Source organism: Aporhodopirellula rubra (genome assembly GCF_014192335.1).
Lineage (GTDB): Bacteria > Planctomycetota > Planctomycetia > Pirellulales > Pirellulaceae > Rhodopirellula > Rhodopirellula rubra.
Genome location: NZ_JACHXU010000013.1, coordinates 91996 through 105921, shown reverse-complemented (window position 1 = coordinate 105921; position 13926 = coordinate 91996). Strand labels below are relative to the sequence as shown.

Genomic DNA, 13926 nt, shown 5'->3' with positions numbered 1-13926 from the left:
TTCCTTTGTCCCCACGTCTCACTCCTTGGAAACCTAATGAAGACATTACTCTCAACCATTTGCGTCGTCGCATTGACGGTGGCTTGTGGCTGTTCTGATCCGCAACCGGTCAACGTCGCTGAAGATGCCGATGCGGCAAAGATCGAAGAATACAATCGATTGAACCAACAGGGACAAGATGACTTCGGTGCGGACGAGGAAAGCGAAGAAGCAGAAGAAACCCCTTAAACCGAAACGAATCGAGCACATCAGCGGCGGCAGGCGTTTCCAGGCAATGCGACGCCAACGACGGCGTACATCCCAACACGAGAACATGTCTGACCGCCTCGTGTCTTAACGACATCCGCTCCGTTCCAGACCTGAAATCCATCGCTATGACGCGAACCAACGCGTCAGGCTTACAGCGGCAGTGCGATATCGAACCACTGATTTACTAGTCCGCGACGCCAACACAAAAGTTCGTTGACTCACTCGCGTGCGTGTCTGGTTAAAGATGAAAAATCGGCGACGCAATTCGCCCCGGAATCCATAACCCGCCGTACCATCGAATCGAACAACAACGCAAACGCCTTTGACAAACGACAAGACCGACAACCATCAGCCAAACGATTCCCGACGGCGGGATGCGGGGCACAAAAGAATACACGGGAACAGAAAACACTGGGGGCAACGCTGGGGCACGGGGCAACACAGGGGGGAACGTCGGCCGATACGTATCCGCATGACGACCACATCGCGGCTGGCATCTTTTCTCAACCCGCCAACCACCAAACTCAATTTGCCTGAAGACGCAAAGCCGTCCGTACAGCCAACATCGACAGGAAACAGATGATCAAGTCACTAGCCCTCGCATTCGCCGTCGTAATGTTGGCGGGAAACACATTCGCCGAGGAAATGGACGCCTCATGGGGTGAATCCACCGTCAAACTACGCGCAGATAATGCCGAACGCGGAGAACTCTTCGACGAAGGCAACTACGCGATGTTCATTCACTGGGGCCTTTACTCGCAGTTGGGCAACCAAGTCGACGGCAAAACCTACTACGGCATCGGCGAATGGATCATGGATCCCAAAATGGCCGGGATCCCTGTCGATCAATACAAAGAACTCGCCGGCACATTCAATCCCGTCGATTTCGATGCCGAGGCCATCGCCAAACTGGCCAAGGACGCGGGGATGAAATACATCGTCATCACGGCCAAACATCATGACGGGTTCGCAATGTACGATTCCGCGGCCTGTGACTTCAACATCGTTGACGCCACTCCTTGGAAAACCGACCCGATGAAAGAATTGTCCGCGGCCTGCCGCGACGCGGGACTCGGATTCGGATTCTACTACTCACACAGCCAAGACTGGACGTTCCCGGGCGGACGAAAGGGACCAACAGTCGATGCCGATGGAAACCCGGCGACCTTTGAGGACTACTTCACGAAAAAATGCGTTCCCCAAGTCAAGGAACTCACGACCGAGTACGGTCCCATCGAACTAATCTGGTTCGACACTCCCGGCGGAATGAAAAAAGAATACGTCCAAGAATTGGTCGACATCGTTCGCAGAAATCAACCACATGCGCTCGTCTCGGGACGTGCCGGACACGATCTCGGCGACTACCAAACACTCGGCGATATGGAAGTACCTCACCACAACGTTGAGGGAATGTGGGAAGCCGTCGACACGACCAATGATTCATGGGCATACGCGTGGTACGACCAACGTTGGAAAACGCCACACGAAATCCTACACCGCCTGATCTCCTGCGTCGGTCGTGGCGGAACTTACATGCTCAACGTCGGCCCCGACGGCAACGGAGTGGTTCCCGAACGGGCCGCTCGTTCACTCCGCGAGGCGGGCGAGTGGATTCGTCGATACCCACGAGTCGTCTACGGAACGGACGCCTCGCCATGGGGACACGCGATGCCTTGGGGTGACATCACCGTCAAAGGCAACCGTCTTTTCCTGTCGGTGTTCGATTGGCCCGAATCCGGTCAACTGTTCCTACCGGGATTGAATACAGAAATCAAATCGGCACGCCTTCTCGATGGAAAAGAACACACCGAACTGTCATTCAAGCGAGCAAACGGATGGACTCTCCTGGAAGTACCTTCGGTTGCACCGGAACAACTCGCTTCGGTCATCGAATTGATCCTCGCGGGGGAACCCGATGTCGATTCGACGTTTGGGATCGACCCGAACTTGGGAACTGAGATCCGCGCCGAATTCTCATCCATCACCGGAGCCAAAATCGCCAAAGACCGATGGATGGAAAAATTCGGCGAATGGGTTTGTGAGTACCCCGCGACTCAGTGGACCAAAGGCGGAAAAGCGGTTTGGGAAATCGACATCCTCGTCCCCGGCGATTATGACGTCGAACTGAGCTACACCGGCGAAGGCCGTTTGGTTTGGGGCGTCGACGTCGTTGGCGGCGAACACATCCAAAACCAACAGAACGCGTCGCACAACTACCAAACGTTCCCGATCGGATGGCTTAATTTCCCGACACCGGGACGTTACAAGATCGCCGTCTCGTGCCTCGAAGGCAATATCCGAAACGCGGAACTGAGATCGATCCGATTGACCCCATTGAACGAGTTCAGCGAAACGCTTCTCCAAGCATCCACTAGTAGGAATTCGCAAAAATAGAACCGCTCACCCATCGTGAGGCACACAAGCAAACGGATGAAACCCACAACCGTTCTCGTGTGCCTCGTTTTCGGTCCGGCCGCCTCCCACCAACGCAACCACTTCAACTACATCACGACGCACACCAATGACCTGCCTTATACGATTCCTCCTATTGATTCTCGTCGTAGCCGCACAGGCGACTGACGCGGCGGAGACTCAAAAGAAAGCCGCCAAGAAGGCGACTCGCAACACGAGTTTTGAATTTCGGTTCGACGACAACTTGCAACAGACCGCCGATTCAATCGCTCGCCAAGACCAATGGTTTCGCGACGCTAAATTCGGTGCCTTCATTCACTTCGGCGTCTATTCGACCTTGGAAGGCGAATACGAAGGGCGCGGGTCCCAGCACCGGTACTCGGAATGGATTCAGGTTTCAGCCAAAATTCCCGCCGACGAATACCACCAAGTCGCCTCGCGTTTTAACCCTGCGGAGTTCGACGCCGATGAGTGGGCGACAACCTTCGCGAACGCGGGCATTCGCTACGTCGTCATCACGTCAAAACACCACGACGGTTTTGCACTCTTTAAGTCCCTGGTCAGCGAATACAACATCGTCGACTACACAGCATTCAAACGCGACATCATCAAAGAACTGAGCGAGGCTTGCCACCGTCGAGGCCTGAAATTCGGCGTCTATTATTCGCAGGCCCAGGACTGGGACGAACCCGACGCCCCCTACATCGCCCCGCGTCTCGAAGGCACCCGCAAGTTCATTCACCCTGATCTGCCTGCCGATTTCAAACCGGACATGGATCGTTATATCGCGAAGAAGAGCCTGCCTCAGGTCGAAGAACTCGTGAAGCACTATGAACTCGATCTAATCTGGTTCGACACCCCGTCGGGAATGACGATGGAACGTGCCAAGCAATTCAGTGACACGGTACGCAAGCACCGACCGGATTGCCTGATCAACTCACGCCTCATTCATGGCGGCAAAGACAAAGTCGACGCGACTTTCCTTTCACTCTATGACTACAGCTCGATCGGCGACAAAGAGGTCCCCACGCGAAAGCTCCCGCTCTATGTTGAATCGCCCGACAGTGTCAGTTCCTCGTTTGGGTACAAGACAAAGGGCAAATGTTACTACCACACGGAAGAAGAACTGATCGAACGATTTGTTCACACCGTTTGCGCCGGTGGCAATTACTTGCTCAACAACGGGCCGATGGGCAACGGCCGACTCGATCCCGAAGCGATTCGTCTCTACGGCGTGATCGGCGAATGGTTGAATGTAAACGGGGAATCGATCTACGCAGCCAAACGCAACCCATTGCCCTCGCGACCTGAATGGGGCGACATCTCCGCCAGCAAAGATGGCACGACGCTTTACCTGCACGTCCTTGACGCACCTCCCTCGGGAACCATCACGCTCAACGAAGTTCCTGGAATCATCGAGTCCGCGGTGTTTCTTGCAACAGGCGAAAAAGCACAATTCTCGCAATCCGACGACGTGCTTCGGATCACTCTCCCCAAAGCCAACGTCGACGAATACGACACCGTCGTCAAAGTCCAATTGAGCGGGCAAGCAGCCTCGGATACCCCCGCCTCGTGATCAAAAATGCATTCTGCCGCCTCGTAGCGGTTTTCTCGTGTCTTTGGTTAGCTCCCGCGTTTGCGCAAATGCCTGCGTTTTCGTGGGACACCGCGCCGGTTTATCTGCACTTTGGCAGCCCCACAAGGATGACCGATGAAGAAGTGCAAACCGCCGCGAGGCTGTCCAACTTCATCTGCCTGGAAAAAGCACACGGCCGCACTACCGACCGGGAACACCCCGAGCGGATCGCGGCTGAGGACGCACAACGCATTAAGACCGCGAATCCCGACGCCAAGATCTTGATGTACTGGAACACGCTCATCGCGTGGCCGTTCACGTCCTACAACTCCAATTTTGCCGACTCGCATCCCGAAAACTGGACGCTCCGCGACCGGAGCACGGGCGAACCGTTGCTCAAGGCGATGCACGGCTCAACGCCCGTCTACCAATACAATCTACTGAATCCTAACGTCCGTAAATGGTGGGCCGACACCATCGGCGGCGCGGTCAACGAATTCAATTTCGATGGTGTGTTCATGGACGCCGTCTCTCAATCCAAACGCCCGTTGTGGCTGCAAAAAGGATGGGGATTCGACAAGGCCGATGAATTGGATGCCGCCGCCGTCGACATGATGCGGCAGACGAAAGCGATCATCGGCGACAACCGGTTACTGATCTACAACGGTTTCCGATCGAAATCCGGTGGCCCCGACAACAACGCAGCCGCAGGCACCGAATTCCTACCCTATTCCGATGGAGCCCAGATCGAACACTTCGATCAACTCAGCTCGATCACGAAAGAAGACATGGTGGCCTATTGGAAGATGGCAGCGACCGCGGCGAAAGACAGCAAGATCGTTCTCTACAAAGCGTGGCCCGATCACGACATCAACTGGCTCAACCGTAAGTTCATGTCCCAATCGCCAGCGAAGAAAGAAGCGTTCGCACGCGAAAAGATCACCTACCCGCTGGCCTGCTATCTGATCGGCGCCGAAGAAAACAGTTACTTCTGCTACGGATGGGGATACGGAATCGATGATGGTCAGTTGGTCGACTACCCCGAGTATCGCAAGCCGCTCGGCGCACCGAAATCCCGAGCCCGACGCGACGGTTGGATCTTCCGCCGCGAGTTCGAGCACGCAAACGTAGCGGTGGATCTGGAGAACCGAAAAGCCCGAATTCAATGGCTGCGAGACTAACGCGGCACGGTACGAGTGCTGCGACGCCGGCTACTCTGTAACATCACCCCGCCAGGCCACTTCATGCTGCTGCCCTCTGTCGCCACGCTGCGTATAAAAGAGTTAAGCTGTCCCGATCAAACCGCATCCCCATCAATGACCGTCCGACCGGCACCGCCCAGGGCAAACACCGGTCGGCAACACCGAGAGAAACATGAACCCACTCAAGCGAATTGCTATCGCGCTGCTCACCGTTACCTCAATCGTGTCCACTACCGACGCGGAGCAAACCAAACCAAACGTCGTCATTGTCATCACCGACGATCAGGGTTATGGCGACTTGGCGTTCACCGGTAACCCTGCGATTAAGACTCCGAACATCGACAAACTCTGCACCCAGGGAACGCTGCTCAATAACTTTCACGTCGACCCAACCTGTGCCCCCACGCGGTCGGCATTAATGACCGGTCGCTATTCCGATCGCGTCGGTGTCTGGCACACCGTGCAAGGCCGCAGCATGTTGCGCCGCCGCGAAGTCACGATGGCCAACGTGTTCGCAGACAACGGCTACGCGACCGGTATGTTTGGGAAATGGCACCTCGGCGACTGCTACCCCTACCGTCCCGAAGACCGCGGCTTTGGACACTGTGTCTACCACCAGGCCGGCGGCGTGGGACAGGCTCCGGACTACTGGGGCAACGACTATTTTGACGACACCTACATCGTTAACGGAAAACACCAACGTTTTGAAGGCTACTGCACGGACATCTGGTTCGACGAAGGAATGAAGTTCATCAAGAAAAACAAAGACCAGCCATTCTTCGCCTACATTGCAACGAACGCTCCCCACGGTCCGTACTACTGTCCTGAGGAGTACTCCAAACCATACGAGAACAACCCGCAGGTCTCACTTGCGGAGTTCTACGGCATGATCACGAACGTCGACGACAATCTCGCCAAGCTCATGAAGATGCTGGACGACGAAAGCATCGCCGATAATACCATCCTCGTTTTCATGACCGACAACGGTACCGCCGCCGGCTTAAAAAACGGTCGGGGATACGACGGCGGCATGCGGGGCACCAAGAACTCCGAATACGACGGTGGCCACCGCGTGCCGTTCATCATTCGTTGGCCAAACGGAAAAATCGAAGCCGGTAAAACAGTCGATCAGTTGACGGCACATATCGATATTTTGCCCACGTTCATTGGCCTTTGCGATTTGAAGGCGCCCGAGATCGATTTCGACGGCAGCGACATCGCAGACCTGCTCTACACCGACGGTGAACAGTGGCCCGAACGCGCCTTGGTCGTTGAATCCCAGCGTGTGGTCACTCCGATCAAATGGCGTAAGAGCGCGGTCATGACCGACCGATGGCGACTCGTCAACGGCACCGAACTCTACGACCTCGACGCCGATCCCAAACAACAGAACGATCTCGCGGCGCAGTTCCCCGAAGTTTTGAAGCGACTGCGTGACGAGTACGAGAACTTCTGGAACGACGTTTCTCAAGAACACGACATGACCAGTTACATGGTGATTGGATCAGACCACTCACCCATCGTGTCGCTCTCGTCCCACGACTGGCTGATCGACATGCTCCCGCCGTGGCATCAAAACCATGTTCGAAACGGAGACGTCGCCGAAGAGTCGTTCTGGGCAATCGAAGTTGAGCGAGACGGCGAATATGAAATCTCGCTGCGGCGCTGGCCGGTCGAAGCCGACAAAGCGATCAACGATGGCACCTACGGCAAAGCCTACAACTACCAAACGGCTCGACTGAAAATCGGCGAGGTCGACGTGACCAAAGACATTGCCAACGGTGCCAAAGAGGTCACGTTCCGAGTATCACTCAAGAAAGGGATCACCCAACTCGCGCCGACATTCATCGGTCCAGATCTGACAGCGACGCCTTATTACGCGTATGTCACCCATCGCCCTGAACCCGGTTGGCAAACCCCGGCAGGGATGGGAATCCCGGTCTACGATCCCGACTACGGACGCATCCCGCCTCAAATGCAAGAGCGGTAGTGCAACACGATCGATTACGTTAAACCTCTCCGGTGCCTCTTCGACGTGGCACCGCGACAAAACCGTGAATCAACGCCAGCGGGTACGTCTCACGATGCGGCCCGTTTTAACGAATGCGTTCACACTCGCAGCGGTGTAGATCACGGCACTGATCGATGCATCGTTTTGTACACCGCTCTTTGCAACCGTCGATGCCGCAATTCGTCGTTGAGTTTGATCGATCGTCCTTGCACGTCCTCTAAACAGATGACATGCAACCACCACCAACGCAATCTATACTCCCCTCGCAAGCAATCTAAGGGAGCATCCGCGTCATTTCAGTGGTTCCCACAACCTCCCTCGCAGCGCATCATGCCGGCGTGACGCGTCGAGGATTGCTCGCATCTCCTTAAGGAAACGTCACCCGATGAAATTCGCTGACCTCAGGTACGTCGCGTTACTGTCACTCTTTTTCGTGAACGGCAGCGGCCTTGCGACTGCCAGTGAACCCAGCCCCGATGCCGCGCGATCCAGCGAGGCCGGATCCAATTCAAGCACTCCTCCGAACGTGGTGTTTATTTTTGCCGATGATTTGGGCTACGGCGACCTCGGTTGTTACGGGGCGACGAAAGTGCAAACGCCAAACATCGATCGCCTCGCCAAAGAGGGGCGGAAGTTTTCCGACGCCCATACCGCGTCTGCGGTTTGCACACCATCGCGATACGCGCTCCTAACGGGTGAATATCCAATCAGAGCGCTCGGGGGCAAAGGTGCCTGGGGACCGCTTTCACCGTTCTCGGGACTAATCATCGATACGAACACTCCAACAATCGGAAAGGTGTTCCAGAACAAAGGCTACGCGACCGCGTGCCTGGGCAAATGGCATCTCGGGTTTGGGGAAAATCAAAACGACTGGTCCGTCCCGTTACGCCCCGGCCCCAACGACGTCGGGTTCGACTACTACTTTGGCGTTCCCCTCGTCAACAGCGGCAGCCCCTACGTTTACGTCGAGAACGACACGATTGTCGGATACGATCCCGCCGATCCGCTGAAACAAGGCAGCCCTCCTTCGCCCACACCCCAATTCCCCGCCGAAGCGTCGGTCAAGAGCCCGAACAAGTTCACCGGTGCACTGGCGGCACACCGAATCTACGACGATGAAAAGACGGGAACGCTGCTTACCGAAAAAGCAATGTCGTGGATTTCAGATAACAAGAACAACCCGTTCTTCCTGTACTTCGCAACAACCAACATTCATCACCCATTCACGCCTGCACCACGTTTCAAGGGAACGAGCCAGTGTGGACTCTATGGCGACTACATCCACGAACTGGATTGGATGGTCGGCGAGCTAATGAAAACGCTCGAAGAAAACGGACTGAGCGACAACACGCTCGTGATCTTCACCAGTGACAATGGCGCCATGCTGAATTACGGCGGCCGAATCGCGATGAAAGCGGGGCACCGAATTAACGGCGAACTGCTGGGTTTTAAATTCGGAGTTTGGGAGGGCGGCCATCGCGTGCCTTTCATCGCAAAGTGGCCAGGAACCATTGAAGCGGGCAGCGAGTCGGATCAATTGATCTGCAACGTCGACATGCTCGCAACTTTCATGGCATTGACCGACCAAGACCCCGGAACCCTCGAGAACAAAGACAGCGTAAATGTGTTGCCCGCACTAATCGACAACCCAACCGCTCCGATTCGCTCGGAACTTCTGTTGGCTCCACGCAAAGATGCCAATCTCTCCATTCGCAAGGGCAAGTGGATGTATATCGGCGGAAAAGGCAGCGGCGGTTTCACCGGATCCAAACCCGATCATCACGCGTGGGGCGGTCCGCCCGCCGCAGCGTTCGCCGGCAACGTGAACAGCGACATCATAAACGGAAAGATTAAACCGAACTCACCTCCGGCACAACTCTACGATCTCGAAATCGACCTCCTGCAAACCGAGAACGTTTATCGCCAGCATCCTGAAGTCGTGGAGGAGATGGAAGCATTGCTTCAGAGCTATCGCTCGAAAACATCCGCATCCCAATCACGCCAAGGAAAGGCGAGACAGAAATGAAGTTCTTACTCGCCGCCCTATTGATCTGCGTTCTCGTCCAAACACAGCCTGTTGGCTACGCCCAATCCCAATCACCGCCGAATGTCATCTTCTTCCTAACTGATGATTTGGGCTATTCGGACATCAGTTGCTATGGTGCCACCAAGGTAAAAACGCCGAACATTGATCGATTGGCCGCAGAGGGTTACAAGTTCACCGACTTCCACACCGGTGCGTCGATCTGCTCTCCCTCTCGGGCCGCTTTCCTAACGGGAGCCTATCCTCAGAGATGTGGCCTCTACATGGGCATCAACGAGAACCGGGCCGAGCATTGGTTCCTCGGTCTGCATCCCGATGAAATCACGTTGGCCGAACAGTTCAAAAAACAGAACTACCAAACGTTCATGATCGGCAAATGGCATCTCGGCAGCGAACCGGAATTTCATCCGCTCGGCCAAGGGTTCGACAATTATTACGGAATGCCCAACAACGTGGGACATTCGCCCAAGTTCTTCGACGGCAGAGATGAGATTTTCTCGGACGCTCCACTGGATCGGTTAACCAAACTGTACACCGACCGTGCGATCAGCGTGATCGAAGAACACGGTGACCAACCGTTCTTCATGTACTTCGCCCACAACTACCCTCACACGCCCTACAAAGCCGGAAAGGCGTTTGCTGGATCCTCCCGCGATGGCGTTCGCGGGGACGTGATTCAAGAACTCGACTGGGGACTCGGCGAAATCATGAAAGCGATCCAGAAGTCAGGCATCGCCGAGAACACAATCGTTGTCTTCACGTCAGATAACGGTCCGGTAAAACCGCAATACGCACATCCCTATCGCGGGACGAAGTATGTCTCATTTGAAGGCGGCCAACGCGTTCCGTTCATCTTCCATTGGCCCGCCAAGATCAAGGCAGGTGCCGAGCTAGATATCCCGGTCGTGGCGATGGACCTGTTTCCGACTTTGTCGGAAATCATCGGCGAACCGCTGCCCTCAGATCGCGAATTTGATGGCGTGAGTTTGCTGCCTCTACTCGAGGGCAAAACTCTCGCCCGTCCGGAAACGCAACCGTTCTACTATTACAACTGCGAGAACTTGCAAGCGGTGCGTTACGGCGATTGGAAACTGCATCTTCCTCGCAGCAAGGTGCAAGTACCGTTCTGGGAAAAGAACACTGCGTTCTTTCGCTTGAAAAAACCGGTTCTTTACAACCTGCAAACCGATCGTGCGGAATCACGAGACGTTGCGGACGCGAACCCCGAGCTCGTCGAACAAATGATCGAGTTTGCGGAGCATGCTCGCGAGTCGTTGGGTGAATTCAATCAACGCGGCACCGACCAACGACCAACCGGAACCGCCGTCGCCGATGCTCCCGTCGTCAGTCATGGAAAGGACTGGCCCTCCGTCGATCAGGAAACCCGGAAATCAATCCATCAAGAACAACTCGCTCGTCACCCTGACAGAGCCACCCCCAAGAAAAAAATCAAAAAGTGATGCGCCGCAATCGCTCTCGGTGACAGAACTCATTCCCCAAAGGCCCCACATGAGAAAGCCAAACTCGTCCGCCCTCGCTCGCTGGGCAGGACTCGTCGTCACCTCGGTACTGATCTGTCTCTCGACCAATGCCCTGGCACAGCAACCGACGGAACCGTCCGCGACCAAGCCGAACATTGTGATCTTTGTGGCTGACGACATGGGGTGGGGTGACTCGGCGACGTATGGCAATGAACTCATTCAGACCCCAAACATGGACCGACTCGCGTCAGAGGGAGTGAAGTTCACTCAGTGCTATTCGGCATGTGGAGTTTGCTCACCCTCGCGTTCGGCAATCTTGACCGGGCGAACTCCTTACCGCAACGGTGTTTGGCGGCACCTGTCGGGAGTCCACGACGCCCATTTACGGGCCAGCGAAATCACCTATCCGGAACTATTGAAAGAGATTGGTTATGAAACGTGCCACGTCGGTAAGTGGCACCTCAACTCACGTCAGCAGTTCAACAATCCCGATTTCCCCCAACCCGGCGATCATGGATTCGATTATTGGATGATTACGCACAACAACGCGAGCCCGAGCCACGAGAACCCAGACAACTTCGTACGCAATGGCGAGCCCGTCGGACAACTCACTGGTTATTCCGCTCAATTGGTCGCCAGCGAAGCAACACGTTGGTTAAAGGAGATTCACGATCCCGCGAAACCGTTCGCGATGTCGGTATGGGTACACGAACCCCATTCACCGATTGCGACCGACTCCCGCTTTGAAGCCTTGTACGACGGGCACAAGAACAGCAAGTACATGGGCAACATCACTCAAATGGACAACGCGTTAGGAATGGTGATGGACGCGTTGGATGCTCAGGGCGTCAGCGACAACACGCTGCTGTTCTTCACCTCCGACAATGGTCCTGTTCCCGGGTTTGGCGGCGTCACCGGTGGATTGCGAGGTCACAAACGCAGTGACCACGAAGGCGGCATCCGCGTCCCAGGACTCGCTCGCTGGCCGGGACATATCCCTGCCGGAACCACCAGTGATGTTCCCGTGGTCGGCACCGATGTCTTTGCAACGATACTGGATATCGTTGACATTCCCCTACCAAAGGACCGAACGATTGACGGCGTCAGTATGTTGCCCGCGTTTGCCGGCCAACCGGTCCAACGCAGCGTGCCATTGTTCTGGCGTACTCACGTTTCGTCGGGCGACAACCGCGTCGCCATGCGGATCGGTGACTGGAAAATCGTTGGCAATGACACACTGACCGAATTCCAGCTCTATGAGATCCAGAAAGACTGGAAGGAAGAAAATGATTTGGCAACGAAGCTGCCCGAAAAGACTGACGAGATGAAAAACATTCTCCTGCAGGTTTGGAACGACATCACAACCGAAGGCCCCAACCAGTGGTGGGAGAGCGAACGTCAAAAACCGTCACGCGGTGCCACCCTCAGCTACTGATCACGAGCGTCCTGTCCCCCGAATCCCAACGTACGACCTTCATGAAATATCTCATCCCCATCGCTCTCGCGGCGTTAAGCTTTTGCGTTTCCTCTAGCGACGTACACGCTCTCGATGGCACCCGGCCCAACATCGTTCTCGTGATGACCGACGACCAGGGCATGGGCGACCTCTCCTGCATGGGGAACGAAGTCGTTCGGACTCCGAACATCGATCGGTTCTACGAACAGTCAACACGCTTCACTGATTTCCAAGTCAGCCCAACGTGTGCTCCGACTCGTTCCGCAATCATGAGCGGGCGGGCTCCGTTCAAAAATGGCGTGACCCACACGATCATGCAGCGGGAACGGATGGCACTGGACACCTTCACGTTGCCGCAGGCATTGCAGACCGCAGGCTATCAAACGGGAATTTTTGGCAAGTGGCACTTAGGTGACGAAGACGCGTACCTGCCGGGCAATCGAGGTTTCGACGAAGTCTTGATTCATGGAGCCGGCGGTATCGGCCAAGTCACTCTGGGCGACTTTCCTCCGAATAAGGAGAACGTCTATTTCGACAACGTGCTGTTGCACAACGACACAATCGTGCAAACGAAAGGCTACTGCACCGACGTGTTTTTCCAATCCGGATTGGCATGGATCAAGAATCAACTCGAAACCAGCGATCCGTACTTCGCCTACATTGCACTCAACGCCCCACATGGCCCACTCGTTGCTCCCGAAAAGTACACAGCACGTTTCCTGGAACTTGGCTACGACCAGGGAACGGCCGGTCGCTATGGCATGATCGAGAACATCGACGACAACTTCGGCCGCTTAATGGCGAAGTTGGGCGAATGGAATTCGCTCGACAACACGCTCGTCATCTTCATGACCGACAACGGCGCGACACATTTGAGCGGCAAGTTAAACGGCCTAAGGGTCCGACACTTCAACGCCAACTTAAAAGGCGGCAAGAATTCGCCCAACGAGGGCGGATCACACGTGCCGGCATTCTGGTACTGGAAAGGTGTGCTCGGCGAAGGAGTTGACATTGATGCGTTGACCGCACACATCGACATCTATCCCACATTTTGCGAATTGGCCTCCGCGAAATTGCCCGATGACGTGCAGGACATTGACGGTCGATCGCTGTTGCCTTTATTGAAGGATGCCGATGCGAAGTGGCCGGACCGCGAACTGTTCGTCCATTGCGGTCGCTGGCCGACGGGCGGGCGAGACGATTTCAAGTTTAAGAAGTGTGCCGTCCGGACCGAACGTTGGCGATTCGTCAACAACGCGGAACTGTACGACATTTCGGCCGACCCGAGCGAGACGACCGATGTCGCTCAAACAAACCCGGAGGTGGTTGCGAAACTGCGTCAATCATACGACCGATGGTGGGCAACACTGACTCCCCTTCTGGTCAATGAAAACCTCCCCAAAGTTGCTCCCGCCGAACAACCGCTGGCGATTCGATATCACAACCAGCTCAAAGAAAAAAGCATTCCCGAGTGGGCACCAGAAACGCTGTGATT

9 protein-coding genes are annotated in these 13926 nt (G+C 55.4%); all 9 read left to right on the top strand.

Annotated features, from left to right (window positions below):
* Positions 1-36 precede the first annotated feature (36 nt).
* Entirely contained in the window at positions 37-228 is a 192-nt protein-coding gene (locus tag FHS27_RS17810; RefSeq protein WP_184306233.1) for a hypothetical protein, read from the top strand.
* A 600-nt stretch (positions 229-828) separates the two neighbouring features.
* Complete coding sequence (locus tag FHS27_RS17805) at positions 829-2643, top strand: alpha-L-fucosidase (protein WP_184306232.1); 1815 nt, start codon at positions 829-831, stop codon at positions 2641-2643.
* A 127-nt stretch (positions 2644-2770) separates the two neighbouring features.
* The gene (locus FHS27_RS17800) at positions 2771-4237 is read left to right on the top strand and encodes an alpha-L-fucosidase (protein ID WP_184306231.1); all 1467 of its coding nucleotides are present in this window, start codon (positions 2771-2773) and stop codon (positions 4235-4237) included.
* Between the two features lie 68 nt (positions 4238-4305).
* Positions 4306-5418 (top strand): putative glycoside hydrolase, encoded by a 1113-nt coding sequence (locus FHS27_RS17795; RefSeq protein WP_246420053.1) that lies wholly within the window; start codon positions 4306-4308, stop codon positions 5416-5418.
* Positions 5419-5611: 193 nt separating this feature from the next.
* Positions 5612-7429: an arylsulfatase gene (locus FHS27_RS17790; RefSeq protein ID WP_184306229.1), complete on the top strand. Its 1818-nt coding sequence runs from the start codon at positions 5612-5614 to the stop codon at positions 7427-7429.
* Positions 7430-7835: 406 nt separating this feature from the next.
* On the top strand, positions 7836-9476 hold the full coding sequence (locus FHS27_RS17785; protein ID WP_184306228.1) for a sulfatase family protein: 1641 nt from the start codon (positions 7836-7838) through the stop codon (positions 9474-9476).
* Positions 9473-10954 (top strand): sulfatase family protein, encoded by a 1482-nt coding sequence (locus FHS27_RS17780; protein WP_184306227.1) that lies wholly within the window; start codon positions 9473-9475, stop codon positions 10952-10954. Before FHS27_RS17785 ends, FHS27_RS17780 begins: the two co-directional genes overlap by 4 nt.
* 49 nt (positions 10955-11003) lie before the next feature.
* On the top strand, positions 11004-12410 hold the full coding sequence (locus FHS27_RS17775) for a sulfatase-like hydrolase/transferase (RefSeq protein ID WP_184306226.1): 1407 nt from the start codon (positions 11004-11006) through the stop codon (positions 12408-12410).
* A 41-nt stretch (positions 12411-12451) separates the two neighbouring features.
* Positions 12452-13924: an arylsulfatase gene (locus FHS27_RS17770; RefSeq protein WP_184306225.1), complete on the top strand. Its 1473-nt coding sequence runs from the start codon at positions 12452-12454 to the stop codon at positions 13922-13924.
* Positions 13925-13926: the final 2 nt, after the last annotated feature.